The organism is Achromobacter sp. EB05 (assembly GCF_044232075.1).
Taxonomy (GTDB): Bacteria; Pseudomonadota; Gammaproteobacteria; order Burkholderiales; family Burkholderiaceae_B; genus Achromobacter; species Achromobacter dolens.
This window is the reverse complement of sequence record NZ_CP155917.1, coordinates 3,323,914-3,347,321: the sequence shown is the minus strand read 5'-3', so window position 1 is coordinate 3,347,321 and position 23,408 is coordinate 3,323,914. Positions and strand designations below refer to the sequence as shown.

Below are 23,408 nucleotides of genomic sequence, written 5' to 3'. Positions count from 1 at the left end.
CATCGGCGAAGCGGGGCCGGGCGCGGTGGGCCGCGTTCAGAAAGGGGCGCGCTCAGAACTGATAACGCACGCCGATCTGGCCGTTGTAGTCGTGCTTGAGCTTGCCGGCGAAACTGCTTTCCACCTGGCTGTAGAGGCGCCAGTTGGCGGACAGCCTGGCGTTCAGCGACAGGTTCACCAGATAGCGGCTGTCGTCCGCCATCGGCTTGCGCAGCACGTCGTCCGGATTGCCGTTGTTCACGATGTCGACGCTGCCGCCGCGCCGCAGGTTCTGCAGCCGGAACAATCCGGCGGACACGGCCAGCGCCTGTTGCTCATCGGACTGCAGGTTCAGGCCGACGGCCGCGCCGATCTTGGCGTAGACCGGCCGGCTGGCATTGACGCGCACATCGACGCTGTCTTTGCCGCCATGCAGGGTGTAGCCGCTGGTGGCGCCCGCGACGACTTCGGCCGATGGCTCGATGAAGGCGCTCCCGTTGAACAGGTTCTGCCGCCATCCCGCCTGCACGCTGGCCAGCAGCGAGGTCGAGCGCGCACTCCGCGCGCCAATGTCCAGTTGGCCCGGGAACTGGTAGGTCTGGTTGGTTTTCAGGTACTTGGCGACGACGTCGATGAACGGGCCGTCCTCGTGGATCAGGGCGTAGTAGAGACCGATGCCGCCCGTGGTGTGCCGCTCCGACAACTGGCCTTCGCCCTGGCCGGAACCCTGTGTGTAGCTGCCCATGATGCCGTATAGCTGCCTGCCCTGCTTGCGGTCGAGGCCGAATTGCAGCGTGGTGTGCTTCAGGCGGATCTGCTGGTAGTCGGCCCGTCCATGGCTGGTCTTGATCCAGAGTCCGGCTTCTTCATTGAGCTGGCGCACGTCGCCCAGGCGCTTGTCGAGCTGGTTGGTTTCGAGCACGAAGGCGACGCGCGGCAGGCTGGCCAACGCGCCGGTGCGGTCGATCTGCCGGCGCACCTCGGTGATCTGTCGGATGGTGCTTTCGTCCGCCGCGACGCCCGCCTGTCCCAGGCGCTTGATGATTTCCTCGCGCGACCGCAGGCTGTCCAGCTCGGTCAGCCTCAACGACACGGCCGTGAACAGCGACAGGCCGGGCCTGGCCTGCGCGCCGCCGCCGGCATCCGGGGTGACGACAAGGACGGGATCGTCGGCGGGCTGTGGCGCGGGTTCGGTTGCGGCGGTATCGCCGGGGGCTTCAGGTGAGCCGGAGGAATCGCCCGTTTGCGGCGTGTCGGTGGCGCCGGGGTTGGTGGCGGGGCCGGGATCGCCATCGGGCGCGGCCCCGTCGCCGGGACTGGCGCCGCCGCCCTGCGGCGTCTCGATATCCGGCATTTCGGCGGGCTTTTCTACCGGCGGTTCCGCAGGTTTTTCGACTGGCGGGTCAGCGGGCTTTTCGGCCGGCGGGTCGGCGGGCTTTTCGACCGGCGTGTCGGCAGGTTTTTCGACTGGCGGGTCAGCAGGTTTTTCGACCGGCGGGTCAGCGGGCCTTTCAACCGCCCTGTACGCCAACTGCCATTTTTTCTCCGTGTCGGTGCTGACGATTTCAAGGTTGGGTACGTAGACGGTCAGGCCCTGCGTGACCGAACCGGTCTTGAAATAGCTGTCGGCCGTGCCCACGGGCGCGGACGCCAGCAGCAGACTGCCGCTGGCGTTGTCCGGCACCTCGCCACGAACCAGGAGCGTGAGGTCCAGGCTGTTGTCATCGCCCAGCGCCTCGGTAGCGACGTGGATGCTGTCGCTTGCGCCGTCCTGGGGCCGCGCGGTCAGGGCGAAATGCACGCCGCTGGCGTTCAGGGTGTCGGTTTGCAGGGTGCGCGGCGTCCAGTCGGCCGCCTGGGGCCGGGACAGCTCCACGCGGCCGCCCGTCGGCAAATGCAGCGCGTCGAACTGGCGATCCTGGCTCAAACGCCAGGGGGCGTCGCCGCGCATACTGATGAACCACCATTGCCGCTGGTCGCCGTCATGGCTGACCGCGAGGCCGCCGAGCCACGGGTTGGTGTCCTCGCTGGCGCCGGCCGTGCCATGGATGTCGGCCCGCTCCAGTTGAAACAGGTCAGCCGGCGCAGAGGAGGGGGCGCTCAGCAACAGGTCTTCGCGCGCGACTGGCGCGGCGCTGGCGGGGCGGTCGCCGAAGTCGGTGATCCGCAAGCGGTTGCCGCTGCCGCTCAGCCCGGTGGTGATAATTAGGCGGTCATGATCGCCGCCATTCGGATCGACCCGCAAGGCAAACGTGCTGTCCGTCGCGGCGACGGTGTCGGCTGTGAGGGTGTAGGCGGACGGGCTTGCCGCCGTTGGCGACAAAATGCCGGCCACGTCGGGGCCGGACTGCGCCCGCGCCATGAATCCATTCCGGGTCTGGGTCATGTCGTCGAAGCTCAACAGCGCCTGGGTCGCCTGGAGTTGTTTCAGCGTGGAATCGCCCGTGACGATCCAGTGGGCCTTTTCCTGGATCCGCATGCTGGCCTGCGCCGCGTTCACGCTTCCCGCGTAGATCGTTTCCGGCGCGTCGGCCGTGGCCGAGGCGCCCAGCGTGATGCGGCTGGCGGCCGGGCTGGACAGGTCGCTGAACGAATGGCTGCCCGGCGCCAGATACAGGTTCGCATTGTCGCCCTGCAACGCGATGGCCTGGGTGAAGTAATGGGCCGGGCCCGCGGACGCGCCGGACAACGTCAGCGCCGCGCCGTCCGCCAGCGTGACGGCGCCGTCGTCGTACCAGCCGCCCGAGGCCTTGAGATGCGCGCCGCGTTCCAGCGTCAAGGGACTGCCGGCGAACCGGCTGTGACCTGTCAGCGCCGCCTGATCGGAAAGCACGCTGACGGCGCTGCCGCTGGCGTCGATGGCGCCGTTGAATCTCTCGCGGATTTCCAGCGTGGAACTGTCCTGCAAGGTGACCTTTCCGTGGTAGCTGCTCTTGTCGGCATCCGTGGCGGCGATGGAGGTGCCCCGTTCCGGTTCCTGCGCCAATGGGCCGCCGTCGTTCTTGTTGATGTACAGCGACGGGCTGCCCAGGATGACCCGCGCGCGGCGCGCGTCGATGTCGCCCTGCAGCGTGGCGTTGCGCGCCAGGCGGAAAGTGGTGTCCGTCAGCGCCAGTTTGCCGAGGGTGAAATGGCGCGTTTCCCAATCCGGCTGGTCGAACGATACGGATTGGGTCAGCACCGAGTCATCGCAGATATCCCGCAGCATCTGGGCGACATCCGGCGTATTGGTGGCATGGATGACGGGATGCCCCTGGAAAACCACTTCGCCCTGGCGCGCGCTGACGGCGTTGTCGCCAATGGCAATGTCGCCGTCGGCGATGAAGGCCGTGTTCGCCTGGTTGACGATGTCGACGTCGAGATTGTCTTTCAGGGATCCGGCAAAAATGAATGCCGTGCGAGGGGGAAAGTACTCCCGCTTGCGCGCATTCGCGATTTCCAGCGCGGGATCCAGGAATTGTCCGGCGTATTCCCAATAATCGTCGCTGGCTTGGGAACCCGTGGAGGGAACGGTGGCGAAGCTGTTCTGCTTCAAGACAAAAAAGCTGAGGCCGCGCTTGTACAGGTCGCCCCGCGATCCGGTGCCCGCGCGCGACGGCATGAGGATGTAGTCGGTGACGGCAGCGGGGCCGACCGGGCTCAGGTTGACCGTCACGCCGGCCTTTCGGGCGGCGTGGTTGGCGATCGTGGCGCCATGGTCCAGGGCGTTGTCGGCGAGCTGGTTGAACGTGATGTCGTTGCCGTTGATGTCCAGCACGCCGCCGCGCGCGCCCCACTGGATGCGGTCGGGATTGACCTGCCTGGCGTCGCCCAGCACGACTTCGGCGCGGCCGCTGGCAATGGTGATGCCGGCGAATGCCTGGACCTTGTCGTCAGCGCCTGGCTGTTGCGCGAGGATGACCTTGCCCTCACCCACGCGCAGGCCGCCCGGGTTGACGCCGGTGCCGCCGATGGCCAGGGTGCCGGCGCCGATCTTGTGCAGGTTGTCGCCGGCTACGCCATTGACGTTCCACGCGACCGTGACGTCCTGCTTCACGTCGATGCCCGCGCCCATCCAGGTCTGGTTCGTGTCGGGGGAAACGGTGTAGTCGTTGTGGAAAGTCAGCGCGCCGGCGCCCTGGTTGACCGAGTCTTTCAGGCGGATCTGGCCCGCGCCCGTGCCGCTCGCGGTGCGAAAGGCGAGGTTCTTTCCCGCATCCAGGCCAGGGAAGTCCAGCGCGCTGTTGGCCAGCGCAAACGTCGGCGACTTCTTGTAGCCGTGCATGGCGTAGGCGGGGCCGGCGGTCTGTTGCAGGGCGCCCGTGCCTTGCGTACTGTCGAAGGTCCAGGCCAGCGCCCCGTTGCCGGCCGTGTGGATGACGTCCGGATCGTTGTCCTTCTTGAGAATGCCGTCGATGAAGTCATCGGGCAGGTGCGACCAATAGACGTAGCTGCCCTGTTCGGACATTTTCAGGTCCGCCGCCGTGCCGGCGACCACCCATTGTGCCTTCGCGGCGTCCCAGGCAAACAGGGGGGAGCCGCTGTCGCCTTGCTCCACGTATGACGGCAGCAGGCCCTTGTCTCCCTGGGCGATGACGAAAGTCTCATTCGACCAGGTCGGCGTCACCATGCCGCCCGTCGCCCATCGGTAGGCATAGCCGAGATAGTGCTCGCCGTCCTTGAGGGGCTTATTGGCAGGGTTGGGATCTTCCCCCGCCATGTTGACGCCCAGGTCTGGATTCGGGCCGACGAACTGGATACCCATGCCGACGCGGTAGAACAACGGAAACTGCTGGCGCTGCGCCTCTGTCCAGCGGTCCTTGTCGTTGCCGTCCAGCGCCGGCACCGGCGCCCGCGCCACCACGGACCTGGCGATGGGCGCGACGTCGGTCACCAGTTTGCTCATGCGGGTAAGGTCGAAATCCCATTCCTGGGTGTAATCGCGGATCGCATGATAGTTGGGATGCAAGTCTCTCCTGACCTGCGAGTACACCGTGCCGCCGAAGCGGGCCTCGTCGTGATCGACGTTGTGCGCCACGCCCACGGCGTATTGGGGCGCGATCAGGGTTTCAATGGCGCGGTCGTTGCTGACGCTGGAAAAATCGATGAACGGGATGGCGGCGCTTGTATTGCCGCGCAGCGTGCCATCCTTGTTGAGGATGGGAATGCCCAGGGCGCCGGGCTGGAAGGCCCCCTTGTTCTCGGCGAAATCGCGGTAGGTCTGGTAGGGAATGTCGATGCTGACGTAGCTGGCGCAGGCCGCGCCCGGCAAGAGGGCGGCGGCCAGCAGGGGCAGGCAGGCCGCGAGCGCCGCGCGCCGGCCTTGCCCGCGAGCGCGCCGGGTGGCGCCAATGGTCGAGCCCCGCTTGCGCGCGCCGCAGACTTCGGAGACCGGGACCAGCAGGTTTTGATGGTTGTACTTGAGCGAGTGGATCTTGTTCATGAGGGAGGGTGGCATGCGCCAATGGAAAGCGCAGGGGCGGGCATCGGGGGGGCGGTCGGCATCGCCTCGAGCAGGCGAAGGGTGTTTGCCGGGCCGCGCATCGTGGGATGGGATTGAACTTGAGTTTGGCGAGCCTGGCGTCGCAATCGTCGATAAATCAGACGGCTTCAACCTCACGGCATCGGACCAGCGGATGCGACCGAATTCCTGGTAATGTTCTGCAACCCTGGAACCTCCCGTTTGCAGAGATGCGTCGCCCGCCGCTTGCCATGCCGTCGCCCCGCGCCAATCCGCCATGCCTCGCGCCGCACGCGGCCGCCGCCCTGTTGGGCGACCGATTGCCCGCGCGGCTGCTGGTGCCTTATCTATTGGCGGCGCTGGCGCTGGCGATCGCCTATGGCGCCAGCTTCCTGCTGGTCGATGCCTTGCGCGCGGCCGGCTTTGACGCGGCCGATGCCGGCACCGTCATCAGCATTGGCACGGTGGCGACACTGATCGGGGCCGGCGGGGCCGGCAGGCTTGCGCAGCGCGCCGGCATCCTGCCCGTGATCGCGGCGGCCGCGGCGGTCATGGCGCTGGCGATGGCCTGCTTTGCCGTGGTTGGCACGGCCGGCATCGGGATGGCCTATGCCGGCGGCGTGCTGCTGGGGCTGGGATGGGCGCTGTTCTACATGCTGGCGCCGATCCAGTTGATCCATTGCCTGAAGCCGGCGGCCCGGCTGGAGGCCCTGACCCTGTTGTCCGGTTCGCAGATGCTGGGTCTGGGGCTGGCCGCGCCGCTCGGCCATTTCCTGGCGGACAGGTTCGGCGGCGCCGCGTTCGCCTTTGCCGTCTATGCGGCGCTCTGCGCCGTGGCGGCCGCATTGGCGTGGCGGCTGCGGCGCCCGCTGGCGCGCCTGCCGCAACTGCCGCTGGACGCCGTGGCGCTGACGCCGCCGGCGATGGCGCGGGTGCTGGGATCCCGGGCCGCGTTGCCGGTCCTGATGATGGCCTTGTCCGCCTGTACGTTTGCCGGTTTGTCCACTTTCCAGAGCCTGTACGCGCGCCCCTTGCGGTTGACGCCGGATACGTTCTTCCTGACCTTCACGCTGACTACGGTGGCGCTGCGCTTTTCGGTGGCTTCGCTCATCGGCAAGCTGCCGTTGCGGCCGCTGGCGCTGTGCCTGTTCCTGTTGACCCTGGCGGGCATCGCGCTGCTGGCGCTGAACCCCGGCAGCGTCTGGCTCTATGTCGGCGCCACCGTGCTGTTCGCCACTGGCTATGGCCTGACGTATTCGACCCTGAACGCGATGGTCGTCAACCTGGCCGGCGAGTCGAACCTGTCCATTCCGGTGGCGTCGCAGGTATTCACCCTGGGCTACTTCGCCGGGGCGTTCGGCTTTCCGTACGTCGCGGGCAGGCTGATCGCCGGCCACGGCATCGGCTTCGCGTTGGCCGCGATGATGGCGCTGATCGCGGTCAACATCGCGATCATCGGCGTGGTGCTGCTGCGGGGCCGCCAGGGCTGACCGTCGCGGCGTTCGCGCCGGGCGGCGTCATGGCGACGCCCGGCGCACGGAGGCCATCAGGGCTGCCCGGATGCCTGCTTCTTCCACAGCTCCCAGGGGCGGTTCATGACGCCCGCCATCATGTCGTCGGCCATGGCGGCTTCCTCGTCGGACAGGTAGGTGATCTCGCCGTTCAGGCCGATGGCCTTCTGCTGGAGCGCCGCATTCATCTCGGTGTAGATGGCGCGGTAGACCGCCACGGGGATGTCGCCGCCCACCGCGACGAAGCCATGTCCGCGCATCAGCGAGACCTTGCTCTGGCCCAGGGTCCGCGCCAGTTCGCGGCCATGGTCGCGATTCCTGACGAGCATGTCGGTGTGGCCGAAGCAGCAACGGATGTCGAACACCGGGGCGCCGGCGCCGAGAAACCCCGCCATGTGATAGATCGGGCGCAGGCGCACATTCGATCCGGCATAGGGGATCACCGACGGCGAATGGCTGTGGACGACGGCCTGCACGTCGGGCCGCGCGCGATAGATCTCGCCGTGGATGTAGCGCTCCAGATAGGGCTTGCGCGCGTCCGCGCCGGCCGGCTCGGAGGTCTCGTCGAATTCCATGATGTCCTGCGCGGTCACCAGTTCCGGCGCGAGCGAGCGCGACAGCAGGAAGTGCGCGGGATTGCCCGGGTGGCGGACGCTGACATGGCCGAAGCCGTCAAGGACGCCGAAACGCGCCAGGATGCGGTTGGCGGTGACCAGGTCGTCGATGACCTGTTGGTGTTGCGTGGGGGTGCTCACGTGATTTTTCCCTTGTCGTTCGTGGCGGCTATTGGGCGTCCAGCGAAATGCCGGATCTGCTGGCCAGCGCGCTGTACAGGCCGAGATCGCCGTCAAGCTGCCGCGCCATCGCGGCCGGGCCGGTCTCGACTGCCTCGTAATAGCGGTCGCGGAATTCCTGCTGCACCGCCGGGTCCTTCATCGTCGCGGCTACGGCCTCTTCGAATTTCGCTTTCACGCCCGCCGGCAGATCGCGCGGACCGAGGATGCCGAACCAGACGGAGATGTCGAGGTCGCTGAAGGGCGCGGTCTCGGCGATGGCGGGCACGTTCGGCAGGAACGAGACCCGCTGCCTGGATGCCACCGCGATCATCCGCAGCTTGCCGGCGTCGGCGTGGGGCGCCAGGTTGGGAATGGTGCTGAACAGCACCGGCACCTGGTTGCCCAGTCCGTCGTTGATGGCGGGCGCGCAGCCCTTGTACGGCACGTGGACGATGTCCAGCTTGGCCATCTGCTTGACCGACTCGCCCACGAAATGCTGGGGCGTGCCGTTGCCGCAGGACGAATAGCTCAGCTTGTCCTTGTTCTGCTGGATATAAGCGACCAGTTCCGGCACTGTCCTGGCGGGAATGGCGGGGTTCACGCCCAGCGCGACCGGCGCCGAAACCAGCAGCGAGATCGGCGCCAGGCCTTTCTTTACGTCCGGCGTGCCGCGCATCTGCAGCGCGGCGTTGATTGTCAGCGTGCTGTTGGTCAAGAGGAAGGTATAGCCGTCAGGCGCCGCGCGCGCCACCTGCTGCGCGCCGATGTTGCCCGAGGCGCCCGGCTTGTTATCGACAATGACGGTCTGGCCGCCCAGCCGCTGCGGCAGTTTCGCCGCCACCAGGCGGGCCACGACGTCAGCGCCGCCGCCCGCGGCGAAGGGCACGATCAATGTGATGGGCTTGGCGGGATAGGGGGCCTGGGCCCACGCGGGCGCACCTCCCAGCGCGAGCGCGATGGCGGCGCCCAGCCGCCAGCGCCTCGCCATGCGTGGCTTGGTCATGTTGATGTCTCCGTATGGTGTTTTTATGTGGAGCCATTATCTGGACCCGGCCATGCGAGTTCCAATGAAAAAATATTATTTTCCATACGATGTCGCGTATGGCTGTATGGGCCCGCAGGGCTATGGCGCCGTCATCGGTGGCAGTCAGGCGAGGCGTGGCCTCACCGTGATGGCGCGGCGAACGGCGTCCTCACGCGGCGGCCCGCAGGCGGAAGCGGTGCACCACCTGTGCGAGTTTCTCTATGCCCGGGCCGATATGCTCGGCGCGGATGGAGGTGAAGCCGACGCGCAGGAAGTTGCGCGGCGCGCCGGCGGCGTCCATGAAGAACACCTGGCCCGGCTCCACCACCACGCCTTCGGCCTGCGCCGCCTGCGCCAACGCGGTGGCGTCCAGCCATTGCGGGCCCTTGAGCCAGCACGATGACGAGCCGGTGATGGGCACGGCGGTGAAGTCGGGCAGCCAGCGCGCCAGCGCATCGGCGAGCTCGGCGCCGCGCTTCTGGTACGCCTGCGACTGGCGCCGCAGCAGCGAATGGTGGTGCCCCAGCGAGATGAACAGCGAGAACGCGCGCTGGATATAGGCCGATGGGTGGCGCAGCATCAGGCGGCGCAGCGCGCGCAGTTCGGCGGTGAGTTCGCGCGGCGCGACGATGTAGCCGATGCGCAGCCCCGGCGCGAACGACTTGGCCAGGCTGCCGACGTAGATGACGCGGCCGTCGCGGTCCAGGCTCTTGAGCGCCGGGATGGCGCCGTCGCCCCAGCGGCTTTCGCTTTCGAAGTCGTCTTCGATGATGAGGCTGTCGGCCCGGCGCGCCAGCGTCAGCAGTTCCTCGCGTCGCGCCGGCGACAGGGTCACGGTGGTGGGGCACTGGTGGCCCGGGGTGACGAACACGTAGTCGCAGCCCAGCAGTTGGGTGCCGGTGCGCAGGCCCTGGTCGTCCACCGGCAGCGGCAGCAGGTGGCGGGTATGGCTGGCGAAGATGTTGCGCGCGTCCGGGTAGCCGGGGTCTTCCATGCCGACCACGGTGTCCTCGTTGACCAGCAGGTCGGCCAGCAGGTAGAGCGCGTGCTGGGCGCCGACGGTGATGACGATCTCCTCGGCATCGGCCCACACGCCGCGGCGCGGCAGCACCTGGGTGCGGATCTGTTCGATCAGCGCGGGATCGTCATGGGTGATGAGGTCGGGCGCCCAACTGCGGATGTCCAGCACCGACAGCGCCTTGATGCAGCATTCGCGCCAGTCGGCGGTGGGGAACAGGTCCTGGTCGAACTGGCCATAGACGAAAGGGTAGGGCTGCTTTTGCCAGTCGCGCGGCTTGACGATGTTGCGCTGGCGGCTGGGACGAAAGCGCAGCCGCTCGTCCCAGCGAACGTGGTCGACCGACGAGGCGGGCCCGCTGTCCATGCTGGGAGGCGCGGCGCGCCCTTCGAGCACGCCGTCGTGGACGAAATGACCGCTGCGTTCGCGCGATTCGAGGTAGCCTTCGCTGACCAGTTGCTGATAGGCGAACACCACGGTGTTGCGGGCAATGCGCAACTGGTCGGCCAAGTAGCGGCTGGATGGCACCGGCGCGCCGGGCGGCAGGTGCCCGCTGAGGATCGCCGACACCAGCATCTGCCGCACGCGGCCCTGCAGGCTGAGGTTGGGGGCGCTTTCCCGTTCGAACAGGCGTTCCCACAACACAGGCTTGAGCATCGAGGCCTGGCTGGACATGGCGGCTCCTTGTAGGGGGCGCGTCTGGCCCGGTCGGCACGCTGGAGCGGCCGACACCGGGGACGCGCTCCCAGGATAGAGTAGCCGTGCGAAAAAAAGGAATGCGGGATTGCCCTGTCGATGGGCAGGGTTTGGGCGTATCGGCGCAAAAATGGAACGGTGAGCGTCTTAGACCCGTCCCTTCCAAGGAATCGCGAACCTCTCCAGATACCGCACCAGCAGATCGAACGCGAAGGCGAACACGCCGATCACGATGATGCCCATGATGACCGTGTCGCTGGCCAGGAACTGCGCGGCGTTCAGCACCATGAAGCCCAGCCCGCGATCGGCCGCCACCATCTCGGCGGCCACCAGCGTGGTCCAGCCGACGCCGATGCCGATGCGCATGCCGGTGAAGATCTCGGGCATGGCGGCCTTCAGGATCACGTGCCAGACGATCTGCATGCGGCTGCCGCCCATGGCGTAGGCGGCGTGGATCTGCTCGATCGACACCGAGCGCACGCCGGCGCGCGCGGCGATCGCCATGGGCGCGAAGATGGCCAGGTAGATCAGCAGGATCTTGGGGAACTCGCCGATGCCGAACCAGATGATGATGAGGGGCAGGTAGGCCAGCGGCGGCAGCGGACGGTAGAACTCGATCGGCGGATCGAAGATGCCCCGGGCGTAGCGGTTCACGCCCATCAGGATGCCGACCGGAATGGCGGTGGCGCAGGCCAGGAAGAAGGCCGAGAACACCCGCGTCAGGCTGGCCAGGGCATGCTCGGCCAGGGTCGAGTTGGCCACGCCGTCGGTCATGGCGGACACGAACTTGCCGTACACCGCCTGCGGCGACGGCAGGAACAGCGGCTTGACCCAGCCGGCGTTGGTGGCCAGGAACCACAGCGCCAGCAGCGCGATGCTGGTCAGCAGGCTGATGTGGCCGCTGTAGCCGGCGCCCGGCGCGCCGTACACCTTGCCGGGCGCGGCGGGCCGGCGGCCGCCCAGGCCGCTAGGCATGGACGGCCTGCGCGTCGGCGGCGGCAAGTTCGTCGCCGTAGATGATGCCGAGGACTTGTTCGCGCATGGCGATGAAGTCGGGACTTGATTTGATGCCGCGGCCATCGCGCGTCTCCAGGTAGCGCCGGTTGAAGTCCGGCTGGAAGGTGTGGGTGATGCGTCCCGGGCGCGGCGACATGACGATCAGCCGCGAACCCAGGAACAGCGCCTCTTCCACGCTATGGGTGATGAAGAAGAACATCTTGCCGGTCTGGCGCCAGATATCCAGCAGCAGCTCCTGGATGGTCTCGCGCGTCAGCGCGTCCAGCGCCGCCATCGGCTCGTCCATCAGCAGCATGGCCGGATCGCAGGTCAGGGCGCGGGCGATGCCCACGCGCTGCTGCATGCCGCCCGACAACTGGTAGATCATGTGGCGGTGAAAGTCCTTCAGTCCCACCAGCTCCAGGTTGCGGCGCGCGCGGGCGCGCCGCGTCTCCTTGTCCACGCCCTGCAGCTTGAGACCGAATTCGGTGTTTTCCAGCACGTTCAGCCAGGGCAGCAGCGCGTGCTTCTGGAACACCACGCCGCGGTCGGCGCCGGGGCCGGTAATGGGGCGTCCGCCCAGCGTGATCTCGCCGTCGGTGGGTGACAGGAAACCGGCCAGGAGGCTCAGCAGCGTGGTCTTGCCGCAGCCGGAGGCGCCCAGCGCGACGACGAATTCGCCGGGTTCGATAGTCAGGTTGACGTCCTGCAGCGCGATCACCGGTCCGCTGTCGTGCAGGCCGGGGTAGGTGACGCTGACGTGGTCCGCGCGCAGGGCCTGCGCGGCGGGCGTGGCGGGTGGAGTCATGCGGGGTCCCCTTGCATGGTGCGACGCCCGCGGCCAGGCGGGCGCCGGGACCGGGCGCGGCTTGCGGCGCGCCCGGCGTCTCGCCGCGGCTATTTGGCGGCCGCTTTGGCGTACTGGTCGGTGACGTGGGCGCTGTAGTCGTCCAGCGACTTGTCGATCTGCTTCTGGTCCTTGAGGAATTTGGCGCTGGCGGCGAAGGCGCGCGCGGCGCCCGATTCCTTGCCGCCGCCCAGCCATTCGGGCGAGGCCTGTTCCTGGGCGGTGGGGAAGGTCAGCAGCGTGAGCGCGGTGGCGACGTCGTCAGGCTTGCCGCCGATCAGCTTGACGATGCTCTTGACCTGCACCGAATCGGCGGTCCAGGCGACCGGGTTGGCGCGATAGGCAGCGTACGACTTGGCCAGCACGGTGGTGAAGGCGGCCATGAACTTGGGGTTCTTGGCGGCCCAGGCGCGATCGACCACCAGGCCGTCGAAGGTCGGCACGCTGGCGCGGCCGATGGCTTCGGAGTCGGCGATGACCTTGCCCGTCTTCTCGATCTCGGTCAGCGCGGGCGGCCAGACGTAGGCGGCGTCGATATCGCCGCGCTGCCAGGCGGCCACGATCTGAGGCGGCTGCATGTTCAGGATGCGCACGTCGCGCGGGTTGATCTTCCAGACCTGTTCCAGCCCCACCAGCAGGTGAAAGTGCGAGGTCGATACGAACGGCGTGGCGACGCGCTTGCCCTTCAGGTCGGCGGTGCCGTTGATGCCCGAGCCGTTGCGCGCCACCAGCGCTTCCGACTTGCCGATGTTGTCCAGGATCCAGAACAGTTGCAGGTCGACGCCGCGGGTGGCGGCCGAGGTGATGCCGGTGGAGCCGAGCACGCCGACCGGCACGTTGCCCGAGGCCAGGGCGGTGGAAATGTCGCCGCCCGAGGTGAACTGGCGCCAGTCGACCTGGTAGCCGGCGTCTTTCAGGGCGGCATCGAAGCTGCCATCGGCGATGGCGGTCAGGAAGGGGCCGACGATGAGCTGGTAGCCCACGGTCAGGCGGGTCTGGGCATGGGCGGGCGCGGCCAGCAGGGTGGCGGCCAGGCCGGCCAGGATGCCGCGGCGGATGAGGCGGTATAACGCGTTCATGGGTGATCTCCGATAGAGAATGGGCCGCGCCCCGACGCGACCGGCTTGTGCCGGTGCGGCCTGTGGTGCCAGTTTGCCCGGATGGGGCCACAGCGCTAGGGCCAGATGCCGTATTCGATAGGAGCCAAGGGGGTTGCCCCACCTTGGGGCGGCGGCCCCGGGCGTCCTACGTCTTTTGGGGGAGAGGGGGCGGAACAAGGGGGCGAGCCGGGCGGACCCTTGCCGTCAGGTCTCGCCGTGACCGGCGATCCCGCTCGTCGCGCTAGAGCCTGAAATGCCGCCGCAGGGTCTGTTCCAGCAGGTCGGTGGCCGGGGCGGTTTGCGCCGAGGCCGAGCGCAGCAGAACGATCTCATGCGCGGCAATGGCCGGCAGCGTGTCCAGCACCCGCATGGCGCTTGTCACCCGCGAGCGATCGATCAGGCTGACGGCCAGGCCCGACTCGACGCAGGCTTCGACCGCCTGGCTCGACGGACTGCTCAAGACCGTCCGCCAGGCCAGGCCCGCGCGATCCAGGCTGGTGGTCATTGCCTCCCGGTAGGGGCAGTGCGCCGCGTGCAGGGCCAAGGGCAGGGGATCGGGCAATGGCGTCCCCAGCCTGGCGCTTCCCACCCACACCGGCGTGGTCGAGGCCAGTGACTGCGGGTCCGGCCGCCGGGCCATCGCCTGCGCCGCCAGCGCCAGATGCAGGCGACCGCGCCCGACCTGGTCGCGCAGCGCCAGGCTGGGCGCCGTCGTCACTTCCAGCACGACGCCCGGCCAGTCCGCGGCGAACAGCGGCAGGATGTCGCGGATGACGTGGGCCGCGTACTCGTCGGGCAGGCCCAGCTTGATACGGCCGGCAAGCGCCGTCCCCTGGATACCGCCCAGCACCCGGTCGTGCACGCGCAGCAGCTCGGCCGTGCTGCCCAGCACGCGCTGGCCCAGGGGCGTCAAGGTCACCGACTGGTTGTCGCGCTCCAGCAGCCGGCCGCCAACCACGGCCTCCAGCCGCTGGATGTGGACACTGACCGCCGCCGGGCTGCGGTGGACATGTTCGGCGGCGGCGCGGAACTGCCCCAGCCGGGCCACGGCATGGAATGTGCGCAACAGGTCGATATCCAGGGAGGCGCTCATGGTTTTGATTTCATGAATCAGATGGCAAATATATTTTGATTTATTTGATTATGGCCTGGCTTTAAGGTCAAGGGCATGAGGACGCCCACCACGAGCAAGCCAGCCATGCCCCGCCGGGACGCCCGTAACGCCACATTCGCCCCGGGAACGGCGCCGCGCGCCGCCCTGGCGGCCGTGCCCCTGCTGGTCCTGGAGGCCGCCTTGATCGTGACGTGGAGTTCGGGGTTTGTCGGCATGCGCTTTTCGATCGATCACGCCTCGGCTTTCCTGGTGGTGTTCTGGCGCTGCGTGGTGGTGGCGCTCGCGCTGCTGCCCTGGGTGGCGGGCGAGCTGCGACGCACGCCGCCGGCGCTGCTGCTGCGCCACGCCGGCATCGGCCTGCTGGCGATGGCGGGCTATCTGGCGGGCGTTGCCAAGGGCATTGAGTACGGGGTGCCCGCGGGATTGGCCGCACTGATCGCCGACCTTTTGCCGATCGGCACGGCGCTGCTGGGCGTCGGGCTGCCTGGCCAGCGCCTGCGCCGGCAAGCCTGGCTGGGATTGTTGCTGGGATTGCTGGGCGTGGTCCTGGTCACGCGCGATGCCCTGGCCTGGGGCGGGACGCCCCTATGGACCTACAGCCTGCCGCTGCTGGGCATGCTGTCGCTGGCGCTGGCCACCCTGTGGCAGAAGCAGGCCGATTCCCCTGCGTCCATGGGGCTGCTGTCCAATCTGTGGGTGCAATGCGCGATTTCGGCGGTGGCTTTCGCCGCGTTGGCGGGCAGGGAAGGCAGCCTGCTGCCGGTTGCCAGCGCGGGGTTCGCGCTGAGCGTGCTGTGGACAGCGGCGCTGTCGACGCTGGGCGGCTACGGCCTGTATTGGATCTGCCTGCGGCGCTCGTCTCCCACCCGTGTCGCCAGCGTGCTGTACCTGAGCCCGGCGGTTACGCTGGTGTGGGCCTGGGCCATGTTCGGCGAGCCGCTGTCCTGGCTGATGCTGGTGGGCACGGCCGTGTCTGCGTGCGGCATCTGGATGGTCGTGCGGAACGAACCGCGCTAGCGCTCGCTTCGTGCGCCGACAAAAAAGCCGGTCCCGAGGGGGCCGGCCATTCCCGGGCGACGCCAGGCGCGCTTCAGCGGATCAGGCTGAGGAACTCGGCGCGGGTCGACGGGTTGTCGTGGAACTCGCCCAGCATCACCGAGGTGACCATCGACGAATTCTGCTTTTCGACGCCGCGCATCATCATGCACATGTGCTGGGCCTCGATGACCACCGCCACCCCGGCGGCGCCGGTGACGGACTGCACCGCCTCGGCCACCTGGCGGCTGAGGTTTTCCTGGATCTGCAGGCGGCGGGCGTACATCTCGACGATGCGCGCCACCTTCGACAGGCCCAGCACCTTGCCGTTGGGCAGATAGGCCACATGCGCCTTGCCGATGAAGGGCAGCATGTGGTGTTCACAGAGCGAATACAGCTCGATGTTCTTGACCAGCACGATCTCGCGCGTGTCGGAGGTGAACAGGGCGCCGTTGACGATCTCTTCCAGATTCTGGTTGTAGCCGCGGCACAGGTGGCGCATGGCCTTGGCCGCGCGCGCCGGCGTGTCCGCCAGGCCTTCGCGGGACGGGTCTTCCCCCAGTGCTTCGAGAATGGCGGTGTAGTGACTTTCCAATGACATGGGAACTCCTGGGGGCTGCGCGCCGGCGATGGCGATGAACACGCAAGTCTACTCCAGCGCGGGCCGGCTTCGCAGCCGGAAACCTGACGGCCAGAGGGGTTATACGCCGCGGTTTTCCACCGCGTATTTGATCAGTTCGGCCTGGCCGTCGATGCCCAGCTTGCGCTTGATGTTCAGGCGGTGGGTTTCGACGGTGCGCACCGACAGGCCCAGCGCCTGGGCGATCTGCTTGTTGGCGTGGCCACTGGCGATGTGGCGCAGCACGTCGCGCTCGCGCTGGGTCAGCAGGGTGGCGGGGGCGCTGGCCTGCGACAGGCGCAGCGACACGGCGGCGCTGAAGTAGGTGCGGCCGGTCATGACCGCGTCGATGGCCGCCAGGATCTCCTGGGCCGGCTCGTCCTTGAGCAGGTAGCCGCGGGCGCCGGCGCGCACCGCCTGCACCATGTATTCGGCGTTGTCGTGCATCGACAGCACCAGCACCGCGATCTGCGGATAGCGTTCATGCAACTGCGCGGTCAGCTCCAGGCCGCCCACGCCCGGCATGTTCAGGTCCATCAGCACCAGTTGCGGCAGGGTGCCGCCCAGCGGGTCCTCCGCCAGGCAGGCCTGCAGGAAGGCCAGGGCGGCGGCGGCGTTGCCGGCTTCGCCCACCACCTGCAGGTGGGGCACGGTCTCAAGGCGCAAGCGCAGGCCGTCGCGCACCAGCGGGTGGTCGTCGATCAGGAGCAGTCGGATGGGGGAGCCAGGGTCGGTCATGCGGGTCGGGAAGCGTCGGAGGCGTCGGAGAAGGGCGGCGGCAAGGGCAGCCAGGCCTGCAGGGTGGTGCCCTGGTCGGAGGTATGGAAACTGAGGCTGCCGGACAGCGCGGTCATGCGTTCGCGCATGTTGCGCAGGCCGATGCCGCGGCGCGGATCCTGCTGCACCTCGGCGTAGTCGAAGCCGCGGCCGTCGTCATGGATGGTCAGGCGCAGGTCGCGTTCGGTGTAGGCCAGCGTCAGGTCGGCGCGGCGGGCGCCGGCGTGGCGCACGACGTTGGTCAGGGCCTCCTGGGTGACGCGGAACAGGGCGGTGGCGTAGGCGTCGGGCAGCTTCACCGGCCGGCCCTGGGTCGACAGGCGCACGGTCAGCGGCGCGGCGCCGTGCTGGCTGGCGCCGGCGAATTCGCGGCCCAGGTGTTCCAGCGCGGCCGGCAGGCCCAGGTCGTCCAGCAGGGTGGGGCGCAGGTTGTGCGAGATGCGGCGCACTTCGCCCACGGCGGTATTGAGGCGGTCGAGCGCGCCGCCCAGCGGCGTGTCGATGTGCGCCAGCGCGCGCGGCTCGGCGCCGAGGGCCTGGCGCAATCGTTCGCGCGCGGCCTCCAGCGCCAGCTTGATCGACACCAGCACCTGGCTGATGCCGTCGTGCAGCTCGCGCGACAGGCGGGCGCGTTCGTCTTCCTGCGAGCGCACCAGTTGCTGCGCCATCAGCCGCAGCTTGGCGTCGGACTGGCGGTGGTCGCTGATATTGAGCGCCAGGCCGCAGGCCGCCACGCCGAGGATCGAGACCGCGGCGATGCCGGCAACCCAGGCGAACATGTTGCGGATGTTGGACTGGGCGGCGGCGTCGATGTGCGCCAGGGTCTGCTCGACGTCGTCCAGGTAGATGCCGGTGCCCAGCATCCAGCCCCAGCGTTCCAGCACCACCACGTAGCCGAGCTTTTCCACCATCTGGTGGGTCGAGGGCTTTTCCCACTGGTAGTGCACCGCCTCGCCCTGGCTGCCGCCGCGGCGGGCCGCCGTCAGCAGGTTCTGGATCACTGGCTGGCCGCGGGTGTCGCGCAGGTTCCAGAGATCCTGGCCGACCAGTTCGGGCTGGCGCGGGTGCATCAGGTTCCGCCCTTGCAGGTCGTAGACGAAGAAATAGCCGTCGTGGCCGAATTCCATCTGTGCCAGCAGCGCCAGCGCGCGCTCGCGGGCGGCGTCGCCGTCGCTGGCGTCCTGCAGCGGGGCAATCGCGCTGTAGGCCAGGCTGACGTAATGGCGCAGCTCGCTTTCCTTACTGCCGAGCCAGGCGCTTTCCACCACTTCCTTTTCGCGCTGGGCCAGTTGCAGGCCCTGCACGTAGACGGCCACGGCGATGGCCGCCAGCGCCACCAGCAGGGGGACGGCGGCCAGCAGCAGGATTTTCAGGCGCAGCTTCATCAGGGGATTTGTATCAGCGCCGAATGCGCGTGTTGCGGTGCATCAAGGGAAAAAGGCCCACGCCGGACAGGAGTCCGCGCCGCCGATTTTACGATCCCCGCGGGGAATATGCTGCGGCGCATTCCGTAGTACCACGTAGGGGGCTTGCGTAGTTCCGCGCTTGTTGCGCCCCGGGCAAACCGAAATACTAACGCCCGCGTCGACCGGACGCCGTGCGGACGTTCGCGCCCGCCACCCTACAACAATGAGTCTGCCTACCCGCGGGACGAAAAAAGCGTTTCACGCCAAAAGCATGGCGGGAGGCAAGAGGAGCACTTATGCAAACCAGCAGTAAGGGACTGGGTCAGCACCTGGTCTGGCTGGCGGTTGCGGTCCTGGGCGCGTTCGCGCTGGGCACCGTGGCGCTGGCCAGAGGGGAGACCATCAACGCGCTATGGGTGGTGATTGCCGCCGTCTGCGTGTACTTGATCGCATACCGCTATTACAGCCGCTTCATCGCCAACAAGGTGTTCCGCCTTGATCCCACGCGCATGACGCCGGCCTGGAAGTACAACGACGGCCTGGACTACGTCCCGACCAACAAGCACGTGCTGTTCGGCCACCACTTCGCCGCCATCGCCGGCGCCGGCCCGCTGGTCGGCCCCGTGCTGGCCGCGCAGATGGGCTACCTGCCCGGCATGCTGTGGATCCTGGCCGGCGTGGTGTTCGCCGGCGCCGTGCAGGACTTCACCATCCTGTTCATCTCGACCCGCCGCGACGGCCGCTCGCTGGGCGACCTGGTCAAGTCCGAGCTGGGCAAGATCCCGGGCGTGATCGCGCTGTTCGGCGCCTTCATGATCATGGTCATCATCCTGGCGGTGCTGGCGCTGATCGTGGTCAAGGCGCTGACGCACTCGCCGTGGGGCACCTTCACGGTGGCCGCCACCATTCCCATCGCGCTGTTCATGGGCGTCTACCTGCGCTACATCCGCCCGGGCAAGATCGGCGAAGTGTCCATCATCGGCTTCGTCGGCCTGATGGCCGCCATCACCTTTGGCCAGGACGTGGCCGCGCATCCGGTCATCGGCCCGATGTTCGACTTCGACGGCAAGGGCCTGACCTGGATCCTGATCGTCTACGGCTTCATCGCCTCGGTGCTGCCCGTGTGGCTGCTGCTGGCCCCGCGCGACTACCTGTCGACCTTCCTGAAGATCGGCACCATCGTCGGCCTGGCCATCGGCATCGTGGTGGTTGCGCCCGAGCTGAAAATGCCGGCGCTGACGCAGTTCGTGGACGGCTCCGGTCCGGTGTGGTCGGGCAACCTGTTCCCGTTCCTGTTCATCACCATCGCCTGCGGCGCGGTGTCGGGCTTCCACGCCCTGATCTCCTCGGGCACCACGCCCAAGCTGATCGAGAACGAAACCCAGGCCCGCTACATCGGTTACGGCGGCATGCTGATGGAATCGTTCGTCGCCATCATGGCGCTGGTGGCCGCTTGCGTCATCGAGCCGGGCATCTACTACGCCATGAACAGCCCGGCCGCCGTCATCGGCACCACGCCCGACCAGGTCGCCCAGGTGGTGTCCAGTTGGGGCTTCGTGATCACTCCGGCCGACCTGGTGCAGACCGCCAAGGACGTCGGCGAAAGCACCATCATCTCGCGCGCCGGCGGCGCGCCGACGCTGGCCGTGGGCATGGCGCACATCCTGCACCAGGCCATCGGCGGCCCCAGCATGATGGCGTTCTGGTACCACTTCGCCATCCTGTTCGAAGCGCTGTTCATCCTGACGGCCGTGGACGCCGGCACCCGCGCGGGCCGCTTCATGCTGCAGGACCTGCTGGGCACCTTCGCGCCGTCGCTCAAGCGCACCGAGTCGCTGCCTGCCAACCTGATCGCCACCGGCCTGTGCGTGGCGGCGTGGGGCTACTTCCTGTACCAGGGCGTGGTCGATCCGCTGGGCGGCATCAACACGCTGTGGCCGCTGTTCGGCATCGCCAACCAGATGCTGGCCGCGATCGCGCTGACGCTGGGCACCGTGGTGCTGTTCAAGATGAAGCGCGACCGCTACGCCTGGGTCACCGTGCTGCCCACGCTGTGGCTGCTGGCGTGCACCCTGACCGCCGGCTGGCAGAAGCTGTTCCATGCCGACCCCAAGGTCAGCTTCCTGTCGCACGCGGCCAAGTACAACGCCGCCATCGCCGAAGGCAAGGTGCTGGCCCCGGCCAAGTCGCTGGCGGAAATGTCGCGCGTGGTGCTGAACGACTACATCAACGCCGGCCTGTGCGCGATCTTCATGTTCGTGGTGGTCAGCATCGTGGTGTTCGGCATCCGTTCGGTGATGCGCGCCCGCGCCGAGAACCGGCCGACCGCGCGCGAGACGCCCTACGAAGCGCTGCCGGCCGTGGCCGCCGGCGCGGACTGACGCAAGGAGGCGCCGCCATGCTGTTTTCCAACATGACCTCGGCGGCCGGCGCCGCCGGCCGCTACCTCGGGCAGACCCTGCGGTTGATGGTCGGCGTGCCCGACTACGAGAACTACGTCGAGCACATGCGGCGCACCCATCCCGACCAGGAGCCCATGAGCTACGAGGACTTCTTCCGCGAGCGGCAGGACGCCCGCTACGGCGGCAAGAAACGCATCGGCTGCTGCTGACGGGCCACGGCTCGTCGATCGCGATGGCAAAAGGCGCCGGCTTTGTCCGGCGCCAATGGCGTTCAACGGGCGTGCTTGCGGGCCCCGGCCACGCAGATGACGGCGGCCAGCGTCACCAGCAGCATGGTCCAGTTGACCTGCTCATGCAGCAGCAGCGCCGCCAGGCCCAGGCCCATGAAGGGCTGGAACAACTGCAACTGGCCTACCCCGGCGATGCCGCCCTGGGCCAGGCCGCGATACCAGAACACGAAGCCGATCAGCATGCTGAACAGCGACACGTAGGCCAGGCCGATCCAGCCGGCCGCGGTGACCTGCGCGAACGACGAAGGCAGGGTCAGCAGCGCAAGCGGCAGCATTGCCGGCAAGGACAACACCAGCGCCCAACTGATGACCTGCCAGCCGCCCAGCGTGCGCGACAGCCTGGCGCCCTCGGCGTAGCCCATGCCGCAGACCACGATGGCGGCCAGCATCAGCAGGTCGCCCTTGAGCGACACGTCCAATCCGCCCGTCAGCGCGTACCCCACCACGAAGGCCGAGCCCGCCACCGAGAACAGCCAGAATGCCGGCCGCGGCCGTTCGCCGCCGCGCAGCACCGCGAACACCGCGGTGGACAGCGGCAGCAGGCCGACGAACACGATCGAATGCGCCGAGGTGACGTGCTGCAGCGCCAGCGCCGTCAGCAGCGGAAAGCCCAGCACCACGCCGATTGCCGTCAGCATCAGGGCGGGCAGGTCGGCGCGCCGCGGTCGCGGCTGGCGCAGCAGCCACAGCAGGGCCCAGCCCAGCGCGGCGGCGATGGTGGCGCGGGCGCAGGTGAGGAAGATGGGGTCCAGCTCCGCCACCGCCACCCGCGTCGCGGGCAGCGAGCCGGCGAAGATCGCCACGCCGATGAAACCGTTGATCCAACCGCTGGTTGCCTTGTCCATGCACTGCTCCGCGCAAAGCGTCCAGTGAAGCATCCGGACGCCGCGTTTCCCAGAGACAGTCCAGTACAATTTAAAATAACTGTTATGCAAAACAGTCCAGTACGGATGGAGGCGAAATGACATCAGGCGGCACCCGGATCGAGGCGGTCATGGCGCAGGTGCGATCGCGCATCGCATCGCGCGCGTACTCACCGGGTGCGCGCCTGCCGTCCGTGCGCGCGCAGGCCGGCGCCATGGGCCTGTCGGTGTCGACGGTGGTGGAGGCGTATGAACGCCTGGCCGCCGAAGGCAGCATCACGTCGCGACCAGGTTCGGGCTTCTACGTCGCCGGCCCGGTGGCGCCGCTGGCGCTGACCGAGATCGGCCCCAAGCTGGACCGCGAGATCGATCCGCTGTGGGTCTCGCGCCAGTCGCTGGAGGCCGCGCCCGATGCGCTGCGGCCCGGCTGCGGCTGGCTGCCGGGCGACTGGATGTACGAGTCCGGCATCCGCCGCGCGCTGCGCGCGCTGGCCAAGTCCGATTCCCTGGAATTGACCGATTACGCCACGCCCCTCGGCCACCCCGCGCTGCGCCAGGTCCTGTCGCGGCGCCTGGCCGCCGCCGGCATCGAGACCGCGCCCGAGCAGCTCATGCTGACCGAGTCCGGCACCCAGGCCATCGACCTGATCTGCCGCTTCCTGCTGGAACCGGGCGATACGGTGCTGGTCGATGATCCCTGCTATTTCAATTTCCACGCCTTGCTCAAGGCCCACCGCGCCTGCGTGGTCAGCGTGCCGTACACGCCACACGGGCCCGATGTGGCGCGTTTCGAGGCGGCGCTGCGCGAGCACGCGCCGCGCCTGTACATCACCAATTCGGGCATCCACAACCCCACCGGCGCGACGCTGTCGCCGCTGGTGGCGCACCGGCTGCTCAAGGCCGCCGACGGCGCGGGGCTGGTGATCGTGGAAGACGACATCTTCGCCGACTTCGAACACACGCCGGCGCCGCGGTTGGCGGCCTTCGACGGCCTGTCACGCGTGATCCAGATCGGCAGCTTTTCCAAGACCATCTCGGCCTCGCTGCGCTGCGGCTTCATCGCGGCGCGCGGCGACTGGATCGACAGCCTGGCCGACCTGAAGATCGCCACCACGTTCGGCGGCGGGCGGCTGGCGGCCGACGTGGTGTTCCGGACCTTGACCGACAGCGGCTACCGCAGGCACATGGAGTGGGTGCGGCAGCGGCTGGCCGAGGAGCGCGACAGCGTCACGGCGCGGCTGCGGGCGCTCGGCATCGTGCCGTGGCTGCAGCCGAAGGCGGGCATGTTCCTGTGGTGCCGCCTGCCGGCCGGCATTGACGCGGCGACGGTGGCGCGATCCTGCCTGCGCGACGGCGTGGTGCTGGCGCCCGGCAACGCCTTCAGCGTGTCGCTGAGCGCGGGCGACTGCCTGCGCTTCAACGTGGCCCAGTCCACCGATCCGCGCGTATTCGACACGCTGGCGCGGGCGTTGGCCGCGGCGCGCTCGGCGTGAGCGGTCCCGTGGATGGGGCCGC

At 68.2% G+C, this 23,408-nt stretch carries 17 protein-coding genes; 5 read left to right on the top strand and 12 right to left on the bottom strand.

Annotation, left to right across the window (positions count from 1 at the left end; genetic code table 11):
* Positions 1–52: 52 nt before the first annotated feature.
* A complete protein-coding gene (locus AAID08_RS15300; protein ID WP_395756562.1) occupies positions 53–5,416 on the bottom strand; it encodes a S6 family peptidase in 5,364 nt (1,787 codons plus the stop codon).
* Positions 5,417–5,670: 254 nt separating this feature from the next.
* Between AAID08_RS15300 and AAID08_RS15295 the strand changes: the two genes are divergently transcribed.
* Positions 5,671–6,909: an MFS transporter gene (locus AAID08_RS15295; RefSeq protein WP_395756561.1), complete on the top strand. Its 1,239-nt coding sequence runs from the start codon at positions 5,671–5,673 to the stop codon at positions 6,907–6,909.
* A gap of 56 nt (positions 6,910–6,965) precedes the next feature.
* Here the strand turns inward: AAID08_RS15295 and AAID08_RS15290 are convergent, their stop codons facing one another.
* The 7 genes from AAID08_RS15290 to AAID08_RS15260 form a co-directional block, all read right to left on the bottom strand.
* A complete protein-coding gene (locus tag AAID08_RS15290) occupies positions 6,966–7,685 on the bottom strand; it encodes a class II aldolase/adducin family protein (RefSeq protein WP_175143798.1) in 720 nt (239 codons plus the stop codon).
* Positions 7,686–7,713: 28 nt separating this feature from the next.
* Entirely contained in the window at positions 7,714–8,709 is a 996-nt protein-coding gene (locus AAID08_RS15285; RefSeq protein WP_175189578.1) for a tripartite tricarboxylate transporter substrate binding protein, read from the bottom strand.
* A 190-nt stretch (positions 8,710–8,899) separates the two neighbouring features.
* Positions 8,900–10,423, bottom strand: a complete 1,524-nt coding sequence (locus AAID08_RS15280) for a PLP-dependent aminotransferase family protein (protein ID WP_372412455.1) — start codon at positions 10,421–10,423, stop codon at positions 8,900–8,902.
* A 168-nt stretch (positions 10,424–10,591) separates the two neighbouring features.
* Positions 10,592–11,419, bottom strand: coding sequence for an ABC transporter permease subunit (locus AAID08_RS15275; protein ID WP_063583226.1), 828 nt, complete (start codon positions 11,417–11,419; stop codon positions 10,592–10,594).
* Positions 11,412–12,248 (bottom strand): taurine ABC transporter ATP-binding protein, encoded by an 837-nt coding sequence (locus AAID08_RS15270; RefSeq protein ID WP_049074125.1) that lies wholly within the window; start codon positions 12,246–12,248, stop codon positions 11,412–11,414. Before AAID08_RS15270 ends, AAID08_RS15275 begins: the two co-directional genes overlap by 8 nt.
* Before the next feature lie 89 nt (positions 12,249–12,337).
* Positions 12,338–13,366 (bottom strand): taurine ABC transporter substrate-binding protein, encoded by a 1,029-nt coding sequence (gene tauA / locus AAID08_RS15265; protein WP_395756560.1) that lies wholly within the window; start codon positions 13,364–13,366, stop codon positions 12,338–12,340.
* 262 nt (positions 13,367–13,628) lie between these two features.
* On the bottom strand, positions 13,629–14,480 hold the full coding sequence (locus tag AAID08_RS15260; protein ID WP_395756559.1) for a LysR family transcriptional regulator: 852 nt from the start codon (positions 14,478–14,480) through the stop codon (positions 13,629–13,631).
* A gap of 105 nt (positions 14,481–14,585) precedes the next feature.
* On the opposite strand from AAID08_RS15260, the gene AAID08_RS15255 reads away from it, so the two are divergent.
* A complete protein-coding gene (locus AAID08_RS15255; RefSeq protein WP_244976947.1) occupies positions 14,586–15,518 on the top strand; it encodes a DMT family transporter in 933 nt (310 codons plus the stop codon).
* Positions 15,519–15,591: 73 nt separating this feature from the next.
* Here AAID08_RS15255 and folE read toward each other — a convergent pair whose 3' ends face one another.
* The 3 genes from folE to AAID08_RS15240 all read right to left on the bottom strand — a co-directional run bounded on the left by folE (position 15,592) and on the right by AAID08_RS15240 (position 18,317).
* Positions 15,592–16,137, bottom strand: coding sequence for a GTP cyclohydrolase I FolE (gene folE / locus AAID08_RS15250; RefSeq protein ID WP_026383761.1), 546 nt, complete (start codon positions 16,135–16,137; stop codon positions 15,592–15,594).
* A gap of 99 nt (positions 16,138–16,236) precedes the next feature.
* Positions 16,237–16,893, bottom strand: a complete 657-nt coding sequence (locus AAID08_RS15245; RefSeq protein ID WP_006387204.1) for a response regulator transcription factor — start codon at positions 16,891–16,893, stop codon at positions 16,237–16,239.
* Positions 16,890–18,317 carry a cache domain-containing protein gene (locus AAID08_RS15240; protein ID WP_054504286.1) on the bottom strand — a complete coding sequence of 476 codons (1,428 nt, stop codon included), beginning with the start codon at positions 18,315–18,317 and terminating at the stop codon, positions 16,890–16,892. Before AAID08_RS15240 ends, AAID08_RS15245 begins: the two co-directional genes overlap by 4 nt.
* A gap of 317 nt (positions 18,318–18,634) precedes the next feature.
* On the opposite strand from AAID08_RS15240, the gene AAID08_RS15235 reads away from it, so the two are divergent.
* Both AAID08_RS15235 and AAID08_RS15230 read left to right on the top strand, forming a co-directional pair.
* On the top strand, positions 18,635–20,719 hold the full coding sequence (locus AAID08_RS15235) for a carbon starvation CstA family protein (RefSeq protein ID WP_054504285.1): 2,085 nt from the start codon (positions 18,635–18,637) through the stop codon (positions 20,717–20,719).
* A 17-nt stretch (positions 20,720–20,736) separates the two neighbouring features.
* Positions 20,737–20,949 (top strand): YbdD/YjiX family protein, encoded by a 213-nt coding sequence (locus AAID08_RS15230; protein ID WP_100504858.1) that lies wholly within the window; start codon positions 20,737–20,739, stop codon positions 20,947–20,949.
* Between the two features lie 62 nt (positions 20,950–21,011).
* Here the strand turns inward: AAID08_RS15230 and AAID08_RS15225 are convergent, their stop codons facing one another.
* Complete coding sequence (locus tag AAID08_RS15225) at positions 21,012–21,875, bottom strand: DMT family transporter (RefSeq protein WP_395756558.1); 864 nt, start codon at positions 21,873–21,875, stop codon at positions 21,012–21,014.
* A 116-nt stretch (positions 21,876–21,991) separates the two neighbouring features.
* Here AAID08_RS15225 and AAID08_RS15220 point away from each other — a divergent pair, with 116 nt between their 5' ends.
* Positions 21,992–23,386, top strand: coding sequence for a PLP-dependent aminotransferase family protein (locus AAID08_RS15220; RefSeq protein ID WP_395756557.1), 1,395 nt, complete (start codon positions 21,992–21,994; stop codon positions 23,384–23,386).
* Positions 23,387–23,408 lie beyond the last annotated feature (22 nt).

Excerpts from the sequence above, each read along its gene's own strand:
- AAID08_RS15300 (WP_395756562.1), bottom strand. The coding sequence starts at position 5,416 with ATGCCACCCTCCCTCATGAACAAGATCCACTCGCTCAAGTACAACCAT.
- AAID08_RS15260 (WP_395756559.1), bottom strand. The coding sequence starts at position 14,480 with ATGAGCGCCTCCCTGGATATCGACCTGTTGCGCACATTCCATGCCGTG.
- folE (WP_026383761.1), bottom strand. The coding sequence starts at position 16,137 with ATGTCATTGGAAAGTCACTACACCGCCATTCTCGAAGCACTGGGGGAA.
- AAID08_RS15240 (WP_054504286.1), bottom strand. The coding sequence starts at position 18,317 with ATGAAGCTGCGCCTGAAAATCCTGCTGCTGGCCGCCGTCCCCCTGCTG.
- AAID08_RS15245 (WP_006387204.1), bottom strand. The coding sequence starts at position 16,893 with ATGACCGACCCTGGCTCCCCCATCCGACTGCTCCTGATCGACGACCAC.
- AAID08_RS15255 (WP_244976947.1), top strand. The coding sequence starts at position 14,586 with ATGCCCCGCCGGGACGCCCGTAACGCCACATTCGCCCCGGGAACGGCG.
- tauA (WP_395756560.1), bottom strand. The coding sequence starts at position 13,366 with ATGAACGCGTTATACCGCCTCATCCGCCGCGGCATCCTGGCCGGCCTG.
- AAID08_RS15295 (WP_395756561.1), top strand. The coding sequence starts at position 5,671 with ATGCCGTCGCCCCGCGCCAATCCGCCATGCCTCGCGCCGCACGCGGCC.
- AAID08_RS15280 (WP_372412455.1), bottom strand. The coding sequence starts at position 10,423 with ATGTCCAGCCAGGCCTCGATGCTCAAGCCTGTGTTGTGGGAACGCCTG.
- AAID08_RS15220 (WP_395756557.1), top strand. The coding sequence starts at position 21,992 with ATGACATCAGGCGGCACCCGGATCGAGGCGGTCATGGCGCAGGTGCGA.
- AAID08_RS15225 (WP_395756558.1), bottom strand. The coding sequence starts at position 21,875 with ATGGACAAGGCAACCAGCGGTTGGATCAACGGTTTCATCGGCGTGGCG.
- AAID08_RS15270 (WP_049074125.1), bottom strand. The coding sequence starts at position 12,248 with ATGACTCCACCCGCCACGCCCGCCGCGCAGGCCCTGCGCGCGGACCAC.
- AAID08_RS15275 (WP_063583226.1), bottom strand. The coding sequence starts at position 11,419 with ATGCCTAGCGGCCTGGGCGGCCGCCGGCCCGCCGCGCCCGGCAAGGTG.
- AAID08_RS15285 (WP_175189578.1), bottom strand. The coding sequence starts at position 8,709 with ATGACCAAGCCACGCATGGCGAGGCGCTGGCGGCTGGGCGCCGCCATC.
- AAID08_RS15235 (WP_054504285.1), top strand. The coding sequence starts at position 18,635 with ATGCAAACCAGCAGTAAGGGACTGGGTCAGCACCTGGTCTGGCTGGCG.
- AAID08_RS15230 (WP_100504858.1), top strand. The coding sequence starts at position 20,737 with ATGCTGTTTTCCAACATGACCTCGGCGGCCGGCGCCGCCGGCCGCTAC.